The following is a 22,600-nucleotide window of genomic DNA, read 5'->3' as shown; positions in this document are numbered from 1 at the left end:
ACCAGTCGCTCCACGATCGTCACGCCCGCAGACTACCGACCACCCCAAATGAGATGGCCTGTAAGAAGACCAGCCCCACGATCCCGGCGACCACCGTAAGGGCAGTGCCGGCGATTTCAAGCTTCCTGTGCTGCCTGGACCAGAAGCCTCGCTCATGCTGCTGCTCCTCATCCCGGTCCGCCGCCGGATCAGCCCCACCCGCCGATGGCGTAGAACGCTGGTCGCCACCGTCGACGGTCTGGGCACGTGACTGCGACGGCACAGGGCCGGCATTTGTCGCTTCTCCTGAGGGCGGGCACCGCTCCCCGTCACGTAAACCGTCCGTCTCGTCAGAGCTCATGGCTGTCACCTCCCCGTCCTCACCGTCGTCTACCCCCACGGAGACGACGGCCAAGTGAGCGTTTGATTCTCGGTCGTCCATTTGGTTTGTGGTTCAGGTGCCGCGCCGGTTCGGGGCGGCTTCGCCGGTGAGGCGGCGGCTCATGAGGTCGATCACCGCGAGGTGGATCATGGCTTCGGAGCGGTGCGGGAGGGTCTCGTCGTCGCGGGCCAGACGGCGGTGGTGCGTCAGCCGGCGGGGCCTGTGGGAGAACCTCGTGAGCGACGCTCGGTATCTACATCGGACCGCCTCTCACGAGGCGATCAAGCGCTGCCCGGCCTGCGGGACCCCATGTCGGCTCGCCACCGGGAAGGCCCCGATCCCCGTTCTGGCCCACGAGCATGAGGAACAGACTTTTTCAGAGCAGCCGGCCCGCGAGCGCGTCGGATCGTCGCCTCGTCCGCATGCGCATACACGTCGAAGAACCGTGAGGCGGCGCCCGCGGGAAGAACCACCCATGCGGCCGCGAGGTCCCAGGCTGGGTCACCGGCGAGCATGTCACCAAAGTCGATCACACCCGAGAACGTCCCGTCCGAGACGACGACGTTTGCGGGATGAAGGTCACCGTGCACCCAAACCGGCGGGCCCTCCCACTCGGGCGCCGCAACGGCGTCATCCCAGACGGCCCGGACCTCGTCGGCAATGTCGCCAGGTGCAACGGCTTGAAAGAAATGGTCGAAGCCCTCGGTGCGCTTCTTGGGGTGAGCGCCGCGGTCCGAACTGATCGACGCCTCGGCGGGCGCCTCCATATGCAGCGCCCTGAGGAAGCCCGCCGGCGTGTCAGCCGCGTGGTCGTCGCGGCTGATGGAGGTGGAGTCCAGTGGCTCGCCGGGGACCCACATCACGGCGGTCCAGGGTTTCGGGAAGCGCGCGGACGGTTCACCGGTCCGCACAGGGCTCGGGGCCGGGAGCGGCAAGCGCGGGGGCAGGACAGGGAGCCACCGGCACTCCTTGCGCTGGAGATCCGGAGCACGTTCTGTAGGTGGCATGCGCACGGCCGACTCGTCCTCAAGACGCCACTGCTGGTTGTCCCATCCGCCCGCTACTTCGCGGATGGCCGGCCCTGCAAGGTCCGGATACTGCTCCCTCAGCAGGTCACAGATCAAGTCTGCGGTGATCTCGATCTCGGCTTCGGTCATGCGAAGTCACAGTACCGGGGCAGGAGGAGCCGCCGAGGGCATCCGCTTCAACCCCGTCGCCGGACGGCGAGTTCGCGCTGGGCAACATGCCGGGCGACCGCATCGACACCGGGACGGGCGTACCGCTCCAGGGAGCGGACGGAGGCGTGCCGGGACCGTGCAAGCAGCGTCGGGGGAGGTGCCGTCCTCGGCGTCGTGGGTGGGAGCGCTGTGGCGGAGCCGGTGGAGTGTCCAGCCGTCCAGATTCTCGATGTCCTCGGGCGAGGCGAGCGGGTTGGCCGGCAACCGGGTGTTCTCCTCGAAGATCTCCTCCGCCCGCCGGCAGGAGAGCCGGGCCCGGCCGGTCTCCGGGCAGACGTCCAGCGCCGGCGTGCCGGCCGGAGCCCTGCGACCAGTAATTGATCATTTCAGAACAAGCTTGGTGAAGGGCTTGGTTGTGGGCTGAGCCGACGGCAGACTTCTGCGGGCGTCGAATGATCTTGTGCCTGGTGGCCTGTGGGACCGCGTGGCCCCATTGCTCCCTCCTCGCCCGCCATGGCGTCGCCGGTATCCGGGTCGGCTGCCGGTGGACGACCGGACCGCCCTGCGCAGGATCGTCTACGCGCTGTGCAAGGGATCGTCTACGCGCTGTGCAAGGGCGTGAGCCGGGCCGACGCGCCCACGGAGCGGATCGGCCGCAGCGAGGTGACAGTCCGGCGGCGGCCGCGGGAGGGGACCGAGGCCGGAGTCCGGCCACCTCCGCACGAGATCCTGCCGGCCGAACCGCGCAAGGCGGGACTGCCGGACATGGACGACGCGGCGCTCGACGGCTCACACGTGCGGGCCCTGCCGCCCCGTCTCGGCCGACCGGCACCGGAGGCGGGGCAGGCGAGAGCCGTGTCTAGTCCCACATCAGGCGACGTTCGCCCTGTCGACGCCTTGGAAGAGGGCGGGGATCGGCGGTGTGACGGTTTCCGGATTCGTGGAACCGAGCACGAAGCCCGGTTCTCGGGTCGGAAAGCTCAGACGCGGAAGAAAATCGGTGTCGGCCGTGCCGGGACCTGACAGGATCCCCGCATGGAGATCCGTCGCATCACTCGGGTCGAGGCTGTCCAGGACGCCGGGCATCTCTTCGACATGTCCCCTCTGCCGGAGGAGATCGGGAAGTTTTTGGCGGACGAGCGCCACCACCTCCTGATCGCCTATGTCGATGGCGTCCCGGCAGGGATGGTCACCGGCGTGGAGATGACACACCCGGACAAGGGCACCGAGATGTTCCTGTACGAACTGGGCGTGGACGAGTCGTTCCGCGGACACGGTATTGGCCGGGCCCTGGCGTCGGCGCTTGCCGACCTGGCGCGCGAACGGAACTGCTACGGCATGTGGGTGATCACGGACGAGGACAACGCGGCGGCACGGGCGACTTACCACCGTGCCGGAGGCGTCCCGGAAGAGAAGCACGTGGTGTTCGTCTGGACCTTCGACCAGGGATAGATCCACAGAGTGGAGCGGCCTGCTGCGCAAGACGGTTGCGATGCGCGCTTCCCCGGTCCCGCACCGAGCCCGTAGTCCCGCCAGGCTGTTGCGGGTGGCAGAACGAGTACGCGTCCGCGAGATCGAGGACGATGAGGGAAGACGGCGGCTGCGGATCATCCGCCGGGGCAGTGGGTCGGTGGCGACCTGGCGACGGGCCCAGCTGGTGCTGCTGTCCACGCAGGGCATGCCCGCGACGAAGATCGCCGAGGTGGCTATGTCCATGAGAGCGGACAGCAGATGTTCACCACTTCGGGAGGCACTGCGGTCTGGCACTGCTCGATTGCGGCAGCACGGTCACTGGACAGGTCGCAGGATGGGCGTCGGCGCCTTCTGTCGGCCGGCTAGGTCCTGTCCGACAAATGATCTTGACGGGGTTCGCGGAGCCGGAAGATGAGTGACGCGAGGTGGAGTCCGGCCCGATAGCGGGCGGCCGGTTTGTCGAAGCGGGTCGTGACCGCCCGGAACTGCTCGAGCCGGCTGAAGCAGCGTTCGACGATGTTGCGGGCCTTGTGGAACTCACGGTCGAAGGCCGGTGGTCTGCCGCCGGCCGGTCCGCGCCGCACTCGGTTGGCCCTCTGACCGGCCCGTTCCGGGATCACCGCCCGGATGCCACGCCGCCGCAGGAACCGGCGGATCGCCCGCGACGAGTACGCCTTGTCCGCGATGATCGTGTCGGGCCTGCTGCGCGGCCACCCGACGCCGGTTCGGGGCACCCGCAGCGCATCCAGGACCGCGTCGAAGGCGGTGGAGTCGTTGAGGATCCCCGGAGGGACGACGACGGCCGGGGGCAGGCCCCGGCCGTCGCACGCGAGATGGACCTTGGTGATCGATCCGCCGTGGGACCGGCCGAGCGCCTGGCCGGCCGCCGTGCGTGCCGGATCTTCCGGTTCGTCCCCCATCGCCGCCCCCTTTTGCGGGCGCCGGCGGCGTGCTGGTGAGCCCGGTTGGTGGTGGAGTCGACCGACACCGTCCACTCCACCGCTCCGACAAAGTCGTCCCGGACCTGCACGTGCTCCAACAGTCGGGCCCAGGTGCCGTCCGCTCCCACCGAGCGAGGCGCTCGTAGACGGTCTGCCGCGGCCCGTAGCGCTCGGGCAGGTCACGCCACGGTGCACCCGTCCGCAGCCGCCACAACACTCCGTCGATCACCTGCCGGTGATCCCGTCACGGACGACCCCGCCCGTCAACGCCCGGCAGCAGGGGCGCTATTCGGTCCCATGCCGCGTCCGTCAGCTCACCACGACCTGTCACAAGATCAATGATCAGAGTGCTCGGGCTCGGACTCCCGGCCGGGGTCCGCCACAAACCGGCTCAGCCGGTAGGTGGTCGGCAGCGCCAGGCGCCCGCACAGCGTGTCGATCCGGATCATCGACCCGTCGACTCCTGCCTCCCGAAGGCGGCGCAACCTCGTACGCATCTCCGCCTGATCCCGAGTCTCAACGATCACTTCCCACTGCCCCGCGCCCGGCGCAGTGCGAGCAGCAAGCCGCTGCCTCTCGGCCTCTTGTCGCCGCCTTCTTTTCCCCTGTCCTGGCACCAGCCCAGAATCGCTGGCCGGCGTCAGGACGGCAAGGCAATTGGACCGATCATGCACATCCCCGCTCGGTGATCATTTGTCAGACAGGACCTAGTGGTAGGAGGGGGGCTGGACGAAGACCACCTGCTGCCGGCCGGACCTGGTCTGCGGCGCCGCCTCCGGCCCGCCGGGAGGCGTGTGGGCGACGAAGGAGATGACAGGGGTGATACGGGCGTACTGGTCGCCGACGACGACGTAGTAGTCGCCGGGGGCTCCCGGCACCGGCACGACGGCGTCGGCCTGGACCTCACGCTTGCCCTGCAGCAGATCATCGGTGTGCGGGCCGTGAGGGTCCTGGCGCCAGCCGGTCCCTTCTCCCTCCCCCAGCATGACCAGTCCCGCCTCGTCCTGCCCGGACACGGGTTCCTTGTTCTCAGCGGCCATGGGCCTGTCCTTTCCTCGTCGGATGACCTGCGTGGTGGTGCCGGCCCTGCGCACCTTGTTTGCGGTTCGACCGTCGTGTGTCTTATGGCCCGGAGCCTTGTTCCCCGCACGGGGCGGTGGGCCCGTGCGGCGCAGGGACCGGGACCGGCGGCCCGCTCCCGCGGCCCGCCGGTTGGAAGATGGGCGGACGGTTACGCCCACACCTGGGCGGTGTCCCACAGGTGCTGGGCGCTGCCCGATCCCCGGAAGAAGGCGTGCAGCAGGTTCTCGTGGTCGGCGATGGGCGTGGCGACGCCCACTCCGCCGCCCAGGGACTGGAAGTTGGTGTAGCTGTCGGCGTTCTCCGCGGTCTGCACCGCGACCCACAGGGCGCCGTCGGTGCCGACGACGAAGACGTTGAGGCGGCCGTCCTGGGCGAGGGCGGCGGTGGGCCGGTGGGTGATGCCGCCATTCAGGGTGGCGGAGGCGGCGAAGGACTGGTAGTCGCTGTTCTGGCCGACCCGCCAGGCGGCGCCGTTGGAGCCGCGGTAGAAGATCTGCACCCGGCCGGCGGCGTCGGTGGCCACGGTCGGGTAGTCGGTCACGCCGGTGGTGCGCTGCTGGAAGGAGGCCCAGTCGGCGGAGTTCTCCGACTTCTGCTGGATGGTCCACAGCCCGTCGTCGCTGCCCCGGACGGCGACCACCAGGCGGCCCGAGCCGTCCAGAGCCGCCGCGGGCTTCTCCTTCAGCCCTCCGCCCAGGGAGGCCGGGGCGGTGTACTCCTCGTAGAACACTCCCTGGTTGCGGGTGTACCACAGGGCGTTGTCGCTGCCGCGGAAGAAGACGTGGATGCGGCCGTCGGCCCCCAGGGCGGCCACCGGGTCGCTGCCGATGTTCCGCGCCAGCTCCACCGGGGCGCCGAAAGCGCCGTTGACGCCGTTCTGGGTGATCACCTGCAGCAAGTCGTCCGGGGTGCGGTAGAAGACCCGGATCTTGCCGTCCCTGCCCAGGACGGGGGCCGGCATCCCGTCGGTGAGCGCTCCGTCGTGCTTGGCCCAGGCCCCCCAGGTGAAACCGCGGTTCTGCCACCTGCTCCACAGCGCGCCGTCGGTGCCCTTGACGAACACCTGCATCCGACGGTCGGCGTTGAGGACGGGTGCCGGTTCGGCGGCCAGCCCCCCGTCCAGCTTGACGTTGGTCTTCCAGTTCGTGCCCGGCGTGGTCGAGACAGCCATCAACTTCCCCCTCGCAAAAGGATGTTCGGGCAAATGCCCTCAGGTCACAACGAGCCTCGCCCACCCTCAGCAGGAAATAACCCAATCCAACCAATCGGGTGACATAAATCTTCTTATCGTGCCGGTATGCGCCGGAGGCATGGCCGGGGTGATGGAACCGCGGCTGTGGCTTTATTCAACTCCAGGGACAGCGGATGAGGTGTTCCAGCTCTGCCTTGCGGACGGCCAGGTCAGGAGCTCGTCGTCGAGTCCTCGAAGTAGAACCAGTCGTCTCCGTTGTCCGGACCGAAGTAGTTCGTGTAGGTGCTCTCCGAGTACTGCTGCCCCGGCTCGGTGATGACGAGCGAGGACGCCTGGTCGTGAAGGGCGCCTTCCAGCTTCGCGGTGTCCGCTTCCAGAGTGACCCGCCGGCCGTCGAAGTCCACGTGCTCGTAGAGCGTCACCTTCCACCCCGCAGGCACGCGAACGGAAGAGATGCAGTCGTTCATGGACGGGTCCAACTTGTGGCGCCCCGCACCAAGCGTGGCGCTCTTCCCCTTGAAGTCGACATCGGAGTACACGGTCACAGACATCAGGAATCCATTCACTCAGAGTTACCCTTAAGCGACCGATGCTAACTCGACAAAAGCATCAATTGACTCCCAAACTCGGCGACATCACCCATCTGGCGACCCCAGGCGCCTTCCAAACCCACCGACGAGTGACTTCACTACTGCTCGGCAAAGTCACGCGGCTGTGACGGTGCTGGACGCCCCCTCGTGACAGGCACCCTCAGCGGTGTCGCGCCGTACGGCGCGTCCACAGACCGAGGTGACGCCGTACCAGGCGGCCACTGGACTTGATTGAGTGATGTCGGGTCATCGGCCTGACAGTCGAGGGTCTGGTACGGAAGGTCTGTGCGGGTGAGGTACGCGCAGGGCGGTGGGTTGACCGACGCCGGGAGGGCCGCGCGGGAGCGCATTCGGCTTCAGAAGCGTCTTTCCGAGAGTGACGGGTTTATTTCCGCTGGTCAGGTGCAGGGGTGGCGTTTCGGCGGGAGGGACGGGGCGGCGTGTTGTCTCTTCGGTGGAGGTGCCCGGATGCCGTCGGTGATGGGGTTGCTGGAGGAGCGTGAACGCGCCGCTCGGCATCGGGTGGAGATCCTCCAGGCCGAGCTGCGGGAGGCCGAGGCGCTGTGGGAGCGGTTCGTGATCGCCCGTGAGACGGTGGGCGAGGTTCTGGTGGAGCCCCGCGGAGGCGAGGACGTGAGGCAGTCGGCGGTGCCCCGTTCCCGCTTCGCGCGGTCGATGAGTTTCTGCACCTCGACCTTGGCCAGGGCGCGGGCGTCGATCCAGGTGTTGGCGCGGAGTGGGTAGGTGAGGCGGACCCTGCAGCCACACGCCTGGGCCTGGGCCTCGGCCTGGGCCTTGATGCGGGCCGCGACCGAGGAGTAGAGCGGTCCGGCTCCCGGGTTGGAGCACTCCAGGGTGCCCGAGACGCGGTTGCCCCGGACCGGGAAGGTGCGCTGTGGGCTGGTGCACTGGCCGGCGGGCTTGCCCTCGATGGAGAAGGTCGCGCTCAGCACGGCGATGACCTCGCCCTGGGTGACGCGTTCCTTCCAGGCGATGGAGCTGACCTCGCCGGTGAACCTCTGGGCGGCGGTGCAGCCCGAGGAGCCGCAGTCCATCTCGCCCGCGCCGTCCAGGGTGAAGGTGATGCCTCTGTCGGTCGCGTCCTTGAGCTGTTCCGCGTACTCCACCAGGGTGTCGAACATCTTGTCGACGGCGGCGTCGGTGACGATCGGGGTTAGGTCCATTCCCTCGCCGTCGCCGGACGCCAGCGGCCCGGTGGTCACCCTGCGGGGAGCTGCCGGCACCTCCCCGTTCTCAAGCCGGTCCCTCACGTCGGAGAGGTCTTCGAGGACGTCGTAGGCCTCCAGCCTCAGCACCCGGTGCGGCTTGGCCTTCGTCACCAGCAGGCGACCGGCCGAGGTGTCGATGCCGAGCGCGGGCGTTCCGTTCACGCTCGGCGGCTGCTGCCCAGAGGTGCTCGACGCCTTCGACTCGTTCGCCGGCTGCGGGTTCTTCTCCAGGTCGTCCAGGGCCTTGACCAGCACGGCCGCCAGCTTCGACGGGGCGACGGTGCGGGCCAGTGCCTCGTCCATGAGCGTGGAGCCGTCGTCCAGCCCCACGATCCACTGGCTGGGTGGCGCCTTCTCGCCCGCCGCCACCTCCTTCCTGGGGGCGGGGTCGACCTGCCACCGCATGAACGTCCTGCCGCCGATGCGCAGCACGTCCTGGCCGCTGTCGTTCCGCCCGGAGGAGGTGGTGCCGAACTGGCTGCCGCCGGCGGTGACGGTGATCTCGTTCTCGGTGACACCGAAGGCCGAGGTGTCCTGATAGCGCAGGCCCTGTGCGCCGGCGAGGTCGTCGACGGCCTGGCGAAACGGCCGCAGATCCTGCTTACCCGTCGCGCCGGCCTGGTCGGGTCCCCGGTTGCCGGTCACCGCGAGTACCCCGGCGACCAGCGCCAGGACCAGCAGCCCGAAACCACCCAGCACCAGGATGCGTTGACGTCCGGTCAGGCTCCGGAGCCGGTCCAGCGTCGGCCGACGTACCGGCGTGGCCTGTGGTTCCTCTGGTAACCGGTTTCCGTCGGCGGTCTGTTCGGTCATGCCGTCCCCCTCGTCCGATCGGTGTTCTCCGGTCGCGCCGCTGCCCGGCCGTGCTCTGGTCCGGCGTGGGCGATCACCGTGGCCTGTGGCTGCGCTCGCCCTGCGCGGGCATGGAGTCCAGTCTGGAGCGCGGAGCGTAACTCTAGAAGAAATTCCAGAAAAAATTCCAGAACCGGAACCGGTGCCCTATGCTGTCCGCGGCGACGACCGAAGAGCCCGCCGCACCGAAACCGAGGACGTCCACATCGATGAGCCCGAAGCAGCAACGCGGGGAGGAGACCGTCGCTCGGGTGCTCGATGCCGCCCTGGAGCTCTACGCCCAGTCGGGCGAAGCCGGCCTCACCCTCGGTGCGATCACCCAGGCCGGCGGCGTCAGCGCGGGCAGCATCTACCACCACTTCGGCAGCCTCCACGGTGTGACCACCGCCCTGGCGATGCGCTGGCTCGGCCGGCTGCTGGGCGAACTCGCCGCCGCCCTGGAACGGGCGGACGACGCCCGCACCGGCATCCACGCGATCGTCCGCACCTACCTCGACTTCGTCCGGGCCCACCCCGCAGCAGCCCGGCTCCTGCACTCCGCCCGGGCGGATCACGAGGGCATGGCACATGCCAAGGCGATCCGCGACTCGCAGGAGGCACGCCTGTCCCCCATCGCCGCCTGGATCGACGCCCGCCGCGAGGCCGGCGAACTCGCCGCCCTCCCCACCCCCGTGATCGAGTCCCTGGTCCTGGGCCCCGTGGTCGGCGCCGCCCGCCGCTGGCTGTCCGTCGGGGACATCGACCTGGACGAGACGACACCGGCACTGCAAGAACACATCTGGCGCTCGGTCGCCCCCTGACCGGCGACGAAACGCGCCGCCCGGCTTCGTTCACTTCATATGGTTCCGACACGACCTCTGTCAGGTCGCCCATCACGGCGGCTCACCGGCGGCGGCCCGTCCGGAGCCTCGCAAGTCGGCCGCGTGGCCCGGAACCCAAACGGTGCCGCCCCCTCTTCACACCACAGAAGGTGAGCCAGGGCCCCGGACATGAAGGCACTGCGGCGTGAGCGGATGCAGTGGCCTGGCTCCGTTCACGTGTGGCGGTTCTGGCTCAACTTCCGTAACGTCGGCGGTGACGCCGGGGCCCGGGCGACGCCCCACCCCATGTCCCGCAGGTCGGACAGGCGAAGCAGGCATCAGGAGAAGGCATTCCTTCTCCGCGCCACAGAAGGCGAGCCAGAACCCGTGTAACGACAGCACTTGGTCATGGGTTTCCACGCCAGTCGGCGACCAGCCCAGCCAGGAATGTCCACGAGTTGTGGCTCTGGCTCAACTTCCGTGATCCCGAGCGTCACGGCGAGTTCCGGGTGACAGCGCGCCCACTGCCCCGCAGGTCGGGCAGGCGCTACAGGGACCAAGGAGGGGCGGCTCTTCTCGCCACAGAAATTGGGCCAGAACCCGAGTTGTGACACAGCACCGGGGCTGTCGGTAGGTGCAGCAGCCACGCCCGGGACGGCAGTTGCAGGCGTTGACCGACATCGTCCGGCTCGTTCCTCCGGTCCCGCTCAGGCCGCTCTCCTGCCGATGCCGGGTAGGAAGCGCCCGGCCCGGGCCGTGTAGGCGGTGTACGCGGAGCCGTGGACGGCCGCCAGATAGGGCTCCTCCACGACGCGGACCTGCAGCTGCACCGCGGCCACCAGCGCCGCCAAGGCCGGCAGCGCAACGGGGTTGGGCACCATCAGCACGAGCCCGACCGCGGCGACGACCATCCCGGTGAAGACCGGGTTGCGGACCTGGGCGAAGAGCCCGGCGGTGACCAGCGTGGTGCGCTCCCCGGCGTCCACGCCCACCCGCCAGGAAGCGCCCATGGTGCTCTGGGCGACCAGGGTGAGAGCCATCCCGGCCGCGGTGAGCACCAGCCCGGCCCAGCGCAGGGCCGCCTCGCCGGTGCCGGGAAGGGCGGGGAGTCCGGCGAGCGCGGCCGCCGGAGCGGCGGCGCCGCCGAGCAGGGCGGCGACGAACAACACCCCCGCCCACCAGGGGGCCGTGCCGGGGCGGCCGGAGATGCCGCGGAAGCCCGCGTCGCCGGTGCGGCGGTGCTGCAGGGCGGCGCGGACACCGAAGGCGGCCGCCGCCCAGCCGAGGTAGAGGGCGAGCGCCGCCCAGGCCCAGCCGGTCACCGGCCCGTCTCCGCGTCCGGGGTGCAGCAGGCGCAGCCGGGGCGGCAGCCGCAGGCGTCCGTCTCGGCCGCGGCAGTGGAGGGGACCGCCGCGGCGGCGGAGGGTGCGCAGCAGCCCTCGCCCCGCCAGGCCTCGCGGCCCTCCCTGACCGCGATACCGGCGATGACGAGGGCGGCGATCGGGTCGGCCCAGGACCAGCCGAGGGCGGCGTTGAGGACCAGACCCACCAGCAGGACGGCCGAGAGGTAGGTGCACAGCAAGGTCTGCTTGGAGTCCGCCACCGCCGAGGCGGAGCCGAGTTCGCGGCCGGCCCGGCGCTGGGCGTAGGAGAGGAACGGCATGATCGCCAGGGAGAGGGCGGCGAGCACGATGCCGGGGAGGGAGGGCTCGGCCTCGCCGGTGCCGGTCAGCGCCCGGAACGCGTCGACGGCGACGTAGGCGGCGAGCGCGAAGAACGAGACGGCGATGATCCGCAGCGTGGTCTGCTCGCGGGCTTCGCGGGCGGCGTGGTCGGTGGCGGAGAACTGCCAGGCGACCGCGGCGGCGGAGGAGACCTCGACGACGGAGTCCAGACCGAAGCCGATCAGCGCGGCGGAGGAGGCCAGCGTGCCGGCGGTGATCGCGACGATCGCCTCGACGACGTTGTAGGCGATGGTCGCGGCGACCAGCAACCGTATCCGGCGGGCGAGGACGTCGCGGCGGGCCGGGGACGGGCCGAGGGATATCGCGGTCACCGGCAGCACTCCTTGGTCTCGGCGTCGATGCAGGTGCGGTCGGTCTCCACGGCCACCACGGCGGTGCGCAGGTCGTCCAGCGCGTGACCGAGCCGCTCGTCGGCCAGTTCGTAGCGGACCCGGCGCCCGTCGGGCGCGGCGACCACCAGGCCGCAGTCGCGCAGGCACGCCAGGTGGTTCGACAGCCGGGTGCGGGAGATCCCGAGCGCGTCGGCCAGATCGGAGGGATGGGCCGGGGCCTGGCGCAGGGCGAGCAGGATGCGGCAGCGGATCGGATCGGCCAGCGCCCGGCCGAACCGGGTCAGGGCGTCGAGGTCGGTGGCGAGGCTCAGCATGAACAGAAAGATACACGGATAGCTGAATCCAGGGAATCCTGAACTGTTGAGGAGGTCCGGTGTCCCGCACGCTCTGCCCGAGCCCTGCGCAACGTGTTCGCCGCCGAGACGGCCACCGCCCGCCGCCCCGACCTGATAGCCGCCCGTTGGCGCGCCGCCGAGCGCGCCCACCTCCTGTCCCAGCCCTGGCCGTGGCCGCCCCCCGCCCCCATGCGGTGATGCCACGCCTGGCGCCGCGAGAGCGTAATGCGGCGGAGCTGTGCGGGCAGATCGTGCGCCCGGCGGTGGCCACGCCGGGTTCGGCGGCCGGGAAGTACCCCACCGGCAACACCGGCCGCACCCGGGCCGGACTCACCACGCCCATGCCCGTCCCCGCCGATCTCGCCGCGCTGCCGACGTCGGCCGGAGCGCCGCTGGAGACGTGAGCCGGAAATGGCGGCGAGCCCGCCGGCCGTGGTCTGTTCGCCGCGAGCCGGCAGCGGCGGGTCGCGATCGATGCCGGCGGCGAGGGCGTGGAGGCTGAGCAGGTCATCGCGCCGGACGGCATCGAGCCAGTCCGGCAGGCGCTCGCCCCGGCGCTGGGTCATCGAGCGCACCCTGGGCCGGCTCATGCACCATCGCCACCTGGCCCGCGACGACGAGACCCTTCCGCACCGCTTCGAAGCCATGATCCACCTCGCGATGATCGACCTCGCGAACAGACGACTCGCCCGTGAATCCACCCCCAACTGGCGCGACACCTGAACCTCGACCCAAACACCCCGGCAGGGACAAAACACTCTTTCAGCCTCGACAGTTGCCCGAGAATCCCGGCTGATCGCCGAAGCGGGCCGTCGACTGCAACCGGGACAAGTGCGCCCCCGCGTCATCGGCCCCGCCACCGTCTTCCGCCGCGCCTCGTGATCCGCCCCGCACCCGGCGGTGAGCCGACCCCACTGTTTCGAGGTCCTCCAGAAGCCACCGACCCCGCCGGGCGGCGGTCGGCCGCCCTGGACGCAGGACACCGCGAAGCGCCTGGCGGGCCTGGCGGGTGGAGAGCCCGCAGACTCCGCAGGAGAAGGTCGAGTCGATCCACGACTTGCCGGTCAACGACCACGTCGCCGCGCAGGTGGCCACCGACGTCCTGCGCCGGCCGCATGTCGCCTTTCACGTGGCCGGCGACCAGGACCGCCCGGCATCTGTTCGACACAGCCCTGTCGGACCGGCGGCGGCAGGCCGAGGAGGCCGAACCGAACAGCCTGACCACCCGCCCGCGCGCTCCCCACTACCGGCCGGACAGGCTCGACGTCCCGGCGCGGGCGCCCGTCTTCCTCCCGGAGGAGAGAGCCGCCTGCCGGTCGAACACTGAGGAACAAAGGTTGACTTGTGGGTTCTGCACACTGAAATTCATGATATCCGCACGGTCCATCCCTCCGGCGGCGTGGGACTCTCGATTCCACGCCTTTCGACGAGGAGGGGCAGATGAACAAACGGTACGAGGTGTACTGTCTCGCCGACCGTGTCTTTTACGAGACGCCGGACCGTCTGCCCAAGTCCAGCGGCGGCAAGGACATCACCGGCCCCTTCGAGGCGGCGCGGCGGCCGGTCCCCGAAGGGTGGAGATCGTCAGTCTCCGGGGACTGGCTCCACATAGCGCCGGTCGACGAGCAGGGCGGTCTGGGTCAGGGACGGCGCCCGGCCCAGGGCTGGAAGATTCATGTCTCGGCCTGTCTCGACAACGCCGGCAGGGTCGCCGCCGTGGTGTGGGACTACTGCATACCGCGCGGCATTCCTTTCAAGTTCGTGCCCAGCGCTCAGCTGCTGTACCTGCGTAACTCCAAGTACGCAGGCCGCGGCTCCAGCGGAAAATTCGCCACCCTCTATCCGGCCGACGAGGCCGAACTGCGCCGGATACTGGAGGAGTTGGGGAAACTGCTGGACGGGGAGCCGGGGCCGTACATCCTCAGCGATCTGCGCTGGAACAAGGGGCCCCTGTACGTGCGCTACGGCGCTTTTGCCACACGTAACTGCCTCGACGACAAGGGCGACATCGTCCCCGCCATCGAGAACCCGGACGGCCGGCTCGTCCCCGACCGCCGGGGCCCTGCCTTCCGGCCCCCCGAGTGGGTGGCGCTCCCGGAATTCCTGCGCCCGCACCTCGACGCGCGCAACGCCACCTCCACCAGCGCTCTGCCGTACCGCGTCGAACGGGCCCTGCACTTCTCCAACGGCGGCGGGGTCTACGAGGCCACCGATACACGCACCGGCGCGAAGGTTGTTCTGAAAGAGGCCCGGCCGTACGCGGGACTCGCCGGGGACGGGGCGGACGCCGTGGCCCGTCTGGAACGGGAGAAGGCCGCCCTTGAGCGGCTCGGGGGACTGGGCGTCGCGCCCGAGGTGCGGGACTGGTTCACGCTCGGCGACCACCGCTTCCTCGTCATGGACTTCCTCGACGGCCGCCCCTTGCACTCCTTCATCGCACGCCGTCACCCCCTGCTTTGGCCGGAGCCCGATCCGCACGCCCTCACCGAGTACACCCACTGGGTGCTCGATGTGCACCGTGCCACCGAAACCGCCGTCGCCGCCGTGCACGGCCGCGGGCTGGTCGTGGGCGATCTGCACCCCTTCAACATCATGCTTGCCCCGGACGAACGGACCGTACGGCTGCTGGACTTCGAGGCCGCCATGCCCGTCGAGGAGCACCGCGGCCAGACTCTGGCCCATCCCGGTTTCGCCGCACCGGTCGACTACAAGGGCTACGAGGTCGACCACTACGCTCTGGCCTGCCTGCGGATCGCGCTGCTGTTGCCGATGACGACCCTGTTCGCCGTCGACCGGGCCAAGGCCGTCCATCTCGCCGATATCGCGGCCGGGCAGTTCCCGGACCTGCCGCGATCGTTCCTCGACGAGGCGGTGCGGGTCATCTCGGGCGACCGGAAACCCCGTGCGGTGCACTATCTCCCCGTCGATCCCGCGGACCGGCGGCAAGGCCCCGCCTCCATGGTGCGAGCGATCCTCCGCTCCGCGACACCCGAGCGGGACGACCGGCTCTTCCCCGGCGACATCGCCCAGTTCACGGACGGCGGCGGCCTCGGCATGGCGTACGGCGCCGCCGGGATCCTCTACGCCCTCGACGAGACGGGCCATGGACGCTGGGAGAAGGGTGAGGAATGGCTCCTGGACCACACCGACCCGCCGCCCGACGGGACGTCGCTCGGCTTCTACGACGGGCTCACCGGAGTGGCGTACCTCCTCGACCGGCTCGGACACACCGACCGTGCCCTCGACCTCATGGGCCATGTCCTCGACGAGAAATGGCAGACGCTCGGCTCCGACCTGCACGGCGGACTCGCGGGCCTCGGACTCGCCCTCGACCACCTCGCCCGTACGACGGGCGAGGCGGGACTGTACGACCATGCCTTGACGGCAGCCCGCATCCTCATGGAGAGGAACCACGCGGCAGGCAAGCGCGCGGGCCTGCTGCGGGGCGCGACAGGATCCGCGCTGTTCTTCCTGCGGCTGTACGAGTCCACCGGCGACTCCGCGCTCCTCGACCACGCGGCGTCCGCCCTCCGCGCCGACCTGGCCCGCTGTGTACAAGACCGTACCGGCGCCCTCGCCGTGGACGAGGGTTTCCGCACCATGCCGTACCTGGCGACGGGCAGCGTCGGCATCGGCATGGTCCTCGACGACTACCTCGTCCACCGACCGGACGAGGAGGAGTTCACGCGGGCCAGGAGGAACATCCTGCCGGCGGCCCGGTCGCGGTACTACGCCGAGCCCGGCCTGTTCGAGGGGCGTGCCGGAATGATCCTGCACCTCGCCCGCGCGGGGGCGCCGCGCGCCGACGTGGACGCGCACATCGCCGCGCTCGGCTGGTACGCCGTGCCGTACGAGGGCGAACTCGCCTTCCCCGGCGACCAGATGATGAGGATCTCCATGGACCTCGCCACCGGCACCGCCGGCTGTCTGCTCGCCCTCGGCGCGGCACGCGCCGAGCACCCGGCCTCGCTCCCCTTCCTGCCGCCGCTGCCCGCCGGGGCACCAGGCGGCACACGGACCGGCCCGACCAGGGTCGTGACACAGCAATCCCCGTCCCTACGGAAAGGATGACGATCGGCATGACACTCCTCGATCTCCAGACACTCGAAGTCCCCTCTGAAGAGGAGGGCGCGGAGGGTTACCACAGCGCCGCCAGCAAGCAATGCGCCGGCAACAGCGCGTTGAGCCTTCTCCTGTGCTGAGCTGACCACTCCTCTCTTGAGGGCGAATCTCCGCCGGCCCCGGACAGCGCCCCGCGCCGACCGGGGCCGATGGGATGCCGGGCCAGCCGGCCGATGCCAGTCGAGCCCAGGAGGACCCGATGTCTCAATCGCCCCCCGTGGCAGGCCGGTTCCTGCGGGAGACCGTGCGGCACAGCGCGGCACCCGCGACTGCCGTGCTGGTGGTCAGCGTCCTGCTGGCCGCCACCGAGCTCGCGCTGCCCGCCGTGTTCGGGCGGACTCTTGATCTGCTGGTGACAGGACGGCACACACAGGCTGGTGTGTGGCTGGCTCTGTGTGCCGGCCTCACCGCGGCCACTGTGGCGCTGGGCGCGCTCGACGGTGTGGTGACCGCCGTGGGCGGCGCGCGGGCCACGGCCCGGATACGGAGAAGGGTCCTCGGACACCTTCTCGACTCCGGGCCGCGTGCGGGTGAACGGTTCGCGCACGGCGACCTCGTGGCGCGGCTCGTCGGGAACGCTGCCCAGGCCGGGACCGTGCCGGTAGCGCTCGCCGCCTTGCTGGCCGCCGCCGTCACTCCGCTCGGCGGGCTTGTGGCACTGGCGCTCATCGACGTCTGGACGGCCCTCGTCGTGCTCGCCGGAATGCCCGTACTGGCCCTGTTCCTCAAAGTGTTCGCCCATGCCTTCGGCGACAGCGGCACCCGCTATCTCCGGGCCCAGGGCGAGATCGCGGGGCGTTTGACCGAGGCCCTGCGCGGAATCCGTACCATCGCCGCCGCCGGCACGTATGAGCGGGATGCGGCCCGCGTCCTGGCGCCGCTGGCCGAGATGTCCCGACAGGGGCACCGGCTCTGGCGGATCCTCGGCCGTTCCAATGCCCAGAACGCCGTACTCCTGCCGCTGGTGCAGATCGCCGTACTGGCTGTCGCCGGACTGCGGGTCACGGCTGGGGAGTTGAGTGTCGGCGGCCTGCTGACCGCGTGGCGCTATGCCGTCCTGGCCACCGGCACCGGAGCACTCGTCGGCCACGTGAGCGCCCTGGTGCGCGGCCGAAGCGCGGCGACGCGGCTCGGCGAAGTGCTCGACGGGCCCGTCACGGCGTATGGACCGATCGCGCAGCTTCCGCCGGGGAACGGCGCACTGGAATTCCTCGGTGTCACTTCGCGCCGCGCGGACCGGGAGGTACTGAGCGGGATCGATCTGCGACTGCCGGGCGGTACCGCGGTCGCCGTCGTCGGGCGCTCCGGCAGCGGCAAGTCGACCCTGGCCGCACTCGCGGGGCGGCTCGTCGACCCCGACACGGGCACGGTGCTCCTCGACGGCGTCCCGCTCGCCTCGCTCAGCCGCGAGGCGCTGCGCCGGGAGACGGGGTACGCGTTCGAGCGACCCGCGCTGCTGGGCGGCACGATCGGCGGCACGATCGCGTTCGGCGCGTACGACCCTGGGGAGGCGGCCATCGTCGAGGCGGCCCGCGCCGCCTGTGCGGACGGATTCGTGCGCCGGCTGCCCAACGGCTACGACACCGCGTGCGCGGACGCGCCGCTGTCCGGCGGGGAGGCCCAACGCCTCGGCCTGGCACGGGCCTTCGCCCACGCCGGGCGACTGCTCGTACTCGACGACGCCACGTCCAGCCTCGACGCCGTGACCGAACTGAAGGTGTCCCGCGCGCTCCTGTACGGCACCGGCACCCGCACCTGCTTGATCGTCGCCCACCGTGCTTCCACTGCGGCACGCGCGGACCTGGTCGTGTGGCTGGAGGACGGTGCAGTCCGCGCGGTGGCACCGCACGCGCGACTGTGGCGTCTCGCGCCCTACCGGGCGGTCTTCGCGGGGGAGGCCGTGGATGCTGCCTGAGACAGGCCGGGCCGTTCTGCCCCATCTGCGCAGCACACCTCGAGCCGTCGTACGGCTGCTGGCCTGGTCGGTGCCGGAGATGGCGCAGACCTTCTTCCTCGGGTACGCGCTCGCCCGCGCGCTCGACGACGGGTTCCTGCGTGGCGAGCCCGGGGCCGGCATGGGGTGGCTGGCAGCGGCCGGACTCTCGGTGGTGCTCGCAGGGGTGGGGACGGACCGGGTGCATGTGGCGCTGGCCGCGATCGCCGAGCCGATGCGCGACGACCTCATACGCCGGGTGGTGCACCGCGCGCTGCGGGACGCGGACGGGGCGGCGGTGTCCCGGCTGACGCATCAGACGGAGATCGCCCGCGACACCTTCGCGAACCTGCTGCTGGTGTCCCGCACCTTCGTGCTCTCGGCGGGTGCGGCGCTGGCCGGCCTGCTGGCGCTGGCACCCGTCCTGCTGCTGATCGTCCTCCCCCCACTGGCCGCCGGTCTCATGCTGTTCGTGGCAACACTGCGGCCGTTGACCCGGCGCCAAGAGGCGTTCCTCGTCGCCGACGAGGCCATCGCGGCGGACCTGGACGCCGTGGTGGCGGGGCTACGGGACATCGCGGCGTCCGGTGCTCAGCCGTGGGTGGCGGCGGACGCCGGCGCCGGGATCGACGGGGAACTGCGAGCGGCCCGCGCGCTGGCCCGCTGGGGCACGCTGCGCGATCTGGCCGTCGGTGTCGCGGGTCACCTGCCCGTCGTTCTCCTGCTGGGTACCGCTCCCTGGCTGCTCGGCCGGGGCGTCACACCGGGCGCCCTCGTCGCGGCCCTCGCCTACCTCACCCAGGCCCTGCTTCCCGCCCTGGAGAACCTCATCCTGTCCCTCGGCACCACGTCAGCCCGTCTCGCGGTCGTCCTGCGCCGCCTGGCGCCCGAGGACACATGCGGGACCACCCCGCGGCCCACGTCCGCGCAGGAGGCACGGCACCCGGCCTTCCGACACACTCGCCGGGTCGACGACACGCGAATCACCGCCGGATCGGGGCCGGTCCGGCAAGCGCACACGCAGAAGGACGCCTTTACCGCCGTACCGGAAACCGGGCGGGCCGACTCTCAGCGCCCTGAGTCCAACGTTCCGCCCAAACGGCAGCCGCCCGGTGCCGCGGTGAGCCCGCCCGCGGTGTCTCTGCACAACCTCACGTTCGCCTACGGTCCCCACGCCGAACCCGTACTGCGCGGTGTGGACCTCGTCCTTCCCCCGGGCGGACATCTGGCCGTGGCCGGGCCCAGCGGGATCGGGAAGTCCACCCTGGCCGCGCTGATCGCAGGAGTGCTGGCACCGGACCGGGGCGAGGTGCGGCTGTGCGGCCGGGACGTGCGCGGGCTGGGGCCGGGGGACCTGGCGGCCCTGCGGGTGCTGGTGCCACAGGAGGCGTACGTGTTCTCGGGAACCGTGCGCGAGAACATCACGTACCTGTGTCCCGAGCCACCCCCCGACGCCGCCCTCCTGGCCTCGTGCGCCGCCGTGGGGGCGGATGGGCTCGTCGGCCGCCTGGGCGGGCCGGAAGGGCGGTTGGACCCACGGGCACTGTCCGCCGGGGAACGGCAGCTGCTCGCACTGGTCCGAGCGCATCTCGCGCCGGCGCCCCTCGTGCTGCTCGACGAGGCCACCTGCCATCTCGATCCCGCGGCCGAGGCCCGCGCAGAGCACGCTTTCATGGCCCGCCCCGGCGGTTGTCTGATCGTCGTCGCGCACCGCATCAGCTCGGCTCGCCGCGCCACCCGCATCCTGGTCATGGACGGCACGCACACCGACTGCGGTACCCATGAGGACCTGCTTGCGCGTTCCACGCTCTACCGCGACCTGGTGGGGAGCTGGGCCGACCGCTCACAGCCAGCCCTCCTCCAAAGAGATGCGTACAGCGTCGACCCGGTTACGGGCGCCGGTCTTACGGGTGATGGCCGCCATGTAGTTACGCACGGTCCCGGTGGACAGGTGGAGGCTGTCGGCGATCTCCGTGATCGAGGCACCTTCTACGGCCAGTGACAGCACATCCAGCTCGCGTTGAGTCAGCGGCATTCGCGCGGCCTTGAGGAAGGCGAAGCCGAGCGAGTCGTCGGCGAACCGCTCACCGCCGGCGACCAGCCGGATGGCGGTCAGCAGCTGCTCCACTGTGCCGTCCTTGTTGAAGTAGCCGAAGGCGTGCGCCTGGACCGCGTGCCGCAGCGGGCCCGGCTTGTTCGCGGTGGCGAGCACCAGCAATCGGCAAAGACCGGGACCGGACGGAGGCCGGTGGCCCTCTGTCGGGCCGGTCCCGTTCCCGCTTCCTTGCCCACTCCCGGGTCCTGGAGGCGGCCCTACTCGCTGAAGCTCTCCAAGAGGAGGCATGTTGTACGGACCAGAGCAGTTCAGATCCGCTACGCACACGTCTGGGCTCAAGGAGCGCGCTCGAGCCGACGCCGTGCGCCACCGTGTGTGGAAAACCTCCAGGTCGAATTCTCGGGCCAGCCGGTCCGCGAGAGCCGACCGCAGCAGACGTTCATCGTGCACCAGAAGTACCCGGATCACGCCCCGTCCTTCAGTGATTCCGCTGAGCCATTCCCTCGCCCCATGTGCTGCCCAGCCTGATGGGTGGTTACCCGTCGCTGCACAACGGCCAGGACGCGGTAAGGCCGAGGGTCACCCACTCGAATGAAGGGGCGTACGGATCGTTGACGAGGTGGTCGCTGGCCAGTGTGGTTTGAGCATGGCCTGCGGGTGATGTGAGGAACAAGGGACCGAGCAGTCCTGCCGAAGACGCCATTGGTTTCCGGCCATGGCGGGTCTGCGGCGCGAGCAGAACGTACGAGATTCTCGGGGTGCCACGCAGGTTGCGGGCCGTCACCCAGACCCGGGGCCGGAAAGAGCGGGCGCGTTCGCGGTCCAGGTCCTCGCGCCACATGTCGGCCACTGCGGTCCGGCCACAGACGCGGACGGCCGCGAAGTCGCAGACGAGTTCGCCCCACCAAGAGAACAAGGTGTTCAGCATCCACGCAGCCGCTACGGTCAGGGCGAAGGCGAGCAAGGGGTAGCAAGCCGGCGGACGGCCACCGTCGCGGCCCCGGTTGCGGCGGTGGCGCTTCTGGTCCCGCTTCTCCGGGATGGTGTGGGCGATGCCGCGCCTGCGCAGGTGGGCGCGGAAACCGCGGAAGCCGGAGGCCGTGTCCGCGATGACCTGGTCGGGTCGGCAGCGTGGCCGGCCGAGGCCGCCGCGGGGAACGCGGATTCGTTCGAGCAGGATGCGGGCGCAGGTGCTGTCGTGACGCCGGCCTGGGCCTGGACCTGCCGCAGGGCCCGGGTGAACACGCCGTCGAGCGCGTAGCGGCGGAAGCGGGTGTGGACCGTCTGCCACGGGCCGTGGCGTTCGGGCGGGTCACGCCGGGAGATCCCGGTCCGAAGCTTGTAGACCATCCCGTTGACGACCTGCCGGTCCTCCACCCGCGGCCGGCCCGTCGCGGCCCGCGGTATCAGCGGAGCGAGCAACTCCCACTCCTGATCGGTGAGTTCACGACGACGTACCACCCCACCCTGATCCACCAGCAGGTGATCTTTTATATTGAGGAATTCCCGCCTCTGTGCCGCACACAATCACGGTATGACCGACATCGTCGAAGCCGCCTGGCACAAGATACTCGCCACCGTCGGCATGCCCACCCGGCCAGAGGGCAGCCCCCTGCTTGAACCCTTCACCGCGGTGGTGCGGGCGGCGCATGCCGAGCCATTGCTGCGTCGGCTCCACCCATGGACGGGTATGTGGGAACTGCACTTCAGCAGGTGCACGGAACTCCGACCCACCTGGGACATCCCCTACACCGGCACCCTGAGAGACGGCCGTTACCACGTCGAGGGACCGCACCGCAGCAGTCCTCGAATCGCCGAAACCGACAGCGTGAAGACTGCCCTGGCGATGGTCATCGACAGACTGCCACCGGGCTGTGGCCCGGCCTTCGTCGGCACTGACGTAGAGCAGAAGCCGCAGTCCCATCGAAAACGAGTACAGGTTGATCTCTCATGATCGCATCATGCCGTGCCTACCGCAGGAGGGTCGCTCCGCCGACGAACACAGGCCACGAAGCGTCATCGAGCACGGAAGCCGTGCCAGAACCCGGTCTCGCGGACAGAGTCACCGAGGCCGTGGTCGGCCGGCTCGGCGGCGATGCCGCCGAGCGGCTCCTTTGGCAGGTCTCCTTCTTCGACGCACCGGCGGCGCGCTGGTGGGCCCGGCAGACGGTGAACGCGGTCGCCGTCCGGGCGGCCTCCCCGGGTGTGGCGCCGAGGCGGTGGCCGTGAGGTGCAGCAGCGCCGGAACGGTGTGTATCCGGTCAACCGTCAGGATGCCGAGCGCGGTCGGCAGGACGGTGGTCGGGGCGGCCGGAACCCGGCCCGGCGGTTGGTCGGGTGTGCTGCTCCTGGTTGTGTGCCCGGGGTGTGGTGGGGTG

The 22,600-nt window shown here is 70.4% G+C and carries 20 protein-coding genes and 6 pseudogenes; 13 read left to right on the top strand and 13 right to left on the bottom strand.

The features are described from left to right. Positions 1-433 precede the first annotated feature (433 nt). Both ABD335_RS11965 and ABD335_RS11960 read right to left on the bottom strand, forming a co-directional pair. Positions 434-571 (bottom strand): annotated as a pseudogene (locus ABD335_RS11965) (IS5 family transposase); the annotation flags it as partial. 43 nt (positions 572-614) lie between these two features. Then, positions 615-1,518, bottom strand: a pseudogene (locus ABD335_RS11960) (phosphotransferase). Between the two features lie 1,056 nt (positions 1,519-2,574). Here ABD335_RS11960 and ABD335_RS11955 point away from each other — a divergent pair. Next, complete coding sequence (locus ABD335_RS11955) at positions 2,575-2,991, top strand: GNAT family N-acetyltransferase (protein WP_344322229.1); 417 nt, start codon at positions 2,575-2,577, stop codon at positions 2,989-2,991. Positions 2,992-3,085: 94 nt separating this feature from the next. Further along, positions 3,086-3,253: pseudogene (locus tag ABD335_RS11950) on the top strand (IS630 family transposase); the annotation flags it as partial. Positions 3,254-3,374: 121 nt separating this feature from the next. On the opposite strand, the pseudogene ABD335_RS11945 reads toward ABD335_RS11950, so the two are convergent. From ABD335_RS11945 to ABD335_RS11925, 5 genes and pseudogenes are all read right to left on the bottom strand, one after another. Further along, positions 3,375-4,284, bottom strand: a pseudogene (locus ABD335_RS11945) (IS5 family transposase). 376 nt (positions 4,285-4,660) lie between these two features. Then, positions 4,661-4,993 (bottom strand): hypothetical protein, encoded by a 333-nt coding sequence (locus ABD335_RS11940; protein WP_344322228.1) that lies wholly within the window; start codon positions 4,991-4,993, stop codon positions 4,661-4,663. Positions 4,994-5,184: 191 nt separating this feature from the next. Continuing rightward, positions 5,185-6,207 carry a PLL family lectin gene (locus tag ABD335_RS11935; RefSeq protein ID WP_344322226.1) on the bottom strand — a complete coding sequence of 341 codons (1,023 nt, stop codon included), beginning with the start codon at positions 6,205-6,207 and terminating at the stop codon, positions 5,185-5,187. 230 nt (positions 6,208-6,437) lie between these two features. Further along, positions 6,438-6,779 (bottom strand): peptidase inhibitor family I36 protein, encoded by a 342-nt coding sequence (locus ABD335_RS11930; protein ID WP_344322225.1) that lies wholly within the window; start codon positions 6,777-6,779, stop codon positions 6,438-6,440. Positions 6,780-7,216: 437 nt separating this feature from the next. Next, positions 7,217-8,860 carry a hypothetical protein gene (locus ABD335_RS11925; protein WP_344322223.1) on the bottom strand — a complete coding sequence of 548 codons (1,644 nt, stop codon included), beginning with the start codon at positions 8,858-8,860 and terminating at the stop codon, positions 7,217-7,219. A 248-nt stretch (positions 8,861-9,108) separates the two neighbouring features. Between ABD335_RS11925 and ABD335_RS11920 the strand changes: the two genes are divergently transcribed. Beyond that, entirely contained in the window at positions 9,109-9,699 is a 591-nt protein-coding gene (locus ABD335_RS11920) for a TetR/AcrR family transcriptional regulator (protein ID WP_344322222.1), read from the top strand. Positions 9,700-10,406: 707 nt separating this feature from the next. On the opposite strand, the gene ABD335_RS11915 is transcribed toward ABD335_RS11920, so the two are convergent. From ABD335_RS11915 to ABD335_RS11905, 3 genes are read right to left on the bottom strand one after another with little or no spacing between them, the layout of a single operon-like run. Continuing rightward, positions 10,407-11,021, bottom strand: coding sequence for a methyltransferase family protein (locus ABD335_RS11915; RefSeq protein ID WP_344322221.1), 615 nt, complete (start codon positions 11,019-11,021; stop codon positions 10,407-10,409). Beyond that, on the bottom strand, positions 11,018-11,755 hold the full coding sequence (locus tag ABD335_RS11910; RefSeq protein WP_344322220.1) for a cation diffusion facilitator family transporter: 738 nt from the start codon (positions 11,753-11,755) through the stop codon (positions 11,018-11,020). Before ABD335_RS11910 ends, ABD335_RS11915 begins: the two co-directional genes overlap by 4 nt. Further along, positions 11,752-12,090 carry an ArsR/SmtB family transcription factor gene (locus ABD335_RS11905; RefSeq protein ID WP_344322219.1) on the bottom strand — a complete coding sequence of 113 codons (339 nt, stop codon included), beginning with the start codon at positions 12,088-12,090 and terminating at the stop codon, positions 11,752-11,754. The genes ABD335_RS11910 and ABD335_RS11905 overlap by 4 nt, the downstream gene beginning before the upstream one ends. 93 nt (positions 12,091-12,183) lie before the next feature. Here ABD335_RS11905 and ABD335_RS11900 point away from each other — a divergent pair, with 93 nt between their 5' ends. The 8 genes and pseudogenes from ABD335_RS11900 (at position 12,184) to ABD335_RS11875 (ending at position 20,168) form a co-directional block, all read left to right on the top strand. Next, complete coding sequence (locus ABD335_RS11900; RefSeq protein ID WP_344322218.1) at positions 12,184-12,309, top strand: hypothetical protein; 126 nt, start codon at positions 12,184-12,186, stop codon at positions 12,307-12,309. Continuing rightward, positions 12,309-12,515, top strand: a complete 207-nt coding sequence (locus ABD335_RS11895) for a DUF3703 domain-containing protein (protein ID WP_344322217.1) — start codon at positions 12,309-12,311, stop codon at positions 12,513-12,515. The genes ABD335_RS11900 and ABD335_RS11895 overlap by 1 nt, the downstream gene beginning before the upstream one ends. 142 nt (positions 12,516-12,657) lie before the next feature. Beyond that, positions 12,658-12,834 (top strand): annotated as a pseudogene (locus ABD335_RS11890) (IS5 family transposase); the annotation flags it as partial. Positions 12,835-13,120: 286 nt separating this feature from the next. Then, positions 13,121-13,438, top strand: a complete 318-nt coding sequence (locus ABD335_RS30765; protein ID WP_425583607.1) for a DUF6192 family protein — start codon at positions 13,121-13,123, stop codon at positions 13,436-13,438. A 113-nt stretch (positions 13,439-13,551) separates the two neighbouring features. Beyond that, positions 13,552-16,182: a class III lanthionine synthetase LanKC gene (gene lanKC / locus ABD335_RS11885; RefSeq protein WP_344322216.1), complete on the top strand. Its 2,631-nt coding sequence runs from the start codon at positions 13,552-13,554 to the stop codon at positions 16,180-16,182. After that, positions 16,179-16,313 (top strand): SapB/AmfS family lanthipeptide, encoded by a 135-nt coding sequence (locus ABD335_RS30760; protein WP_425583606.1) that lies wholly within the window; start codon positions 16,179-16,181, stop codon positions 16,311-16,313. Before lanKC ends, ABD335_RS30760 begins: the two co-directional genes overlap by 4 nt. Positions 16,314-16,432: 119 nt before the next feature. Continuing rightward, positions 16,433-18,148: an ABC transporter ATP-binding protein gene (locus ABD335_RS11880; RefSeq protein ID WP_425583611.1), complete on the top strand. Its 1,716-nt coding sequence runs from the start codon at positions 16,433-16,435 to the stop codon at positions 18,146-18,148. After that, positions 18,138-20,168, top strand: a complete 2,031-nt coding sequence (locus tag ABD335_RS11875) for an ATP-binding cassette domain-containing protein (RefSeq protein WP_344322214.1) — start codon at positions 18,138-18,140, stop codon at positions 20,166-20,168. Before ABD335_RS11880 ends, ABD335_RS11875 begins: the two co-directional genes overlap by 11 nt. On the opposite strand, the pseudogene ABD335_RS11870 reads toward ABD335_RS11875, so the two are convergent. The 3 genes and pseudogenes from ABD335_RS11870 to ABD335_RS30755 form a co-directional block, all read right to left on the bottom strand. Then, positions 20,094-20,510, bottom strand: a pseudogene (locus ABD335_RS11870) (response regulator transcription factor); the annotation flags it as partial. The gene ABD335_RS11875 and the pseudogene ABD335_RS11870 sit on opposite strands and share 75 nt — an antisense overlap. A gap of 247 nt (positions 20,511-20,757) precedes the next feature. After that, a complete protein-coding gene (locus tag ABD335_RS11865) occupies positions 20,758-21,150 on the bottom strand; it encodes a hypothetical protein (RefSeq protein ID WP_344322213.1) in 393 nt (130 codons plus the stop codon). 17 nt (positions 21,151-21,167) lie between these two features. Beyond that, entirely contained in the window at positions 21,168-21,683 is a 516-nt protein-coding gene (locus tag ABD335_RS30755; RefSeq protein ID WP_425583610.1) for a transposase, read from the bottom strand. A gap of 73 nt (positions 21,684-21,756) precedes the next feature. Between ABD335_RS30755 and ABD335_RS11860 the strand changes: the two genes are divergently transcribed. Both ABD335_RS11860 and ABD335_RS11855 read left to right on the top strand, forming a co-directional pair. Continuing rightward, positions 21,757-22,176, top strand: a complete 420-nt coding sequence (locus ABD335_RS11860; RefSeq protein WP_344322212.1) for a DUF6193 family natural product biosynthesis protein — start codon at positions 21,757-21,759, stop codon at positions 22,174-22,176. 80 nt (positions 22,177-22,256) lie between these two features. Further along, positions 22,257-22,451 (top strand): hypothetical protein, encoded by a 195-nt coding sequence (locus ABD335_RS11855; RefSeq protein WP_344322211.1) that lies wholly within the window; start codon positions 22,257-22,259, stop codon positions 22,449-22,451. Positions 22,452-22,600: the final 149 nt, after the last annotated feature.

The sequence above is a fragment of the Streptomyces macrosporus genome, from assembly GCF_039533145.1.
Lineage (GTDB): Bacteria > Actinomycetota > Actinomycetes > Streptomycetales > Streptomycetaceae > Streptomyces > Streptomyces macrosporus.
This window is presented reverse-complemented; position numbering and strand designations above follow the sequence as displayed.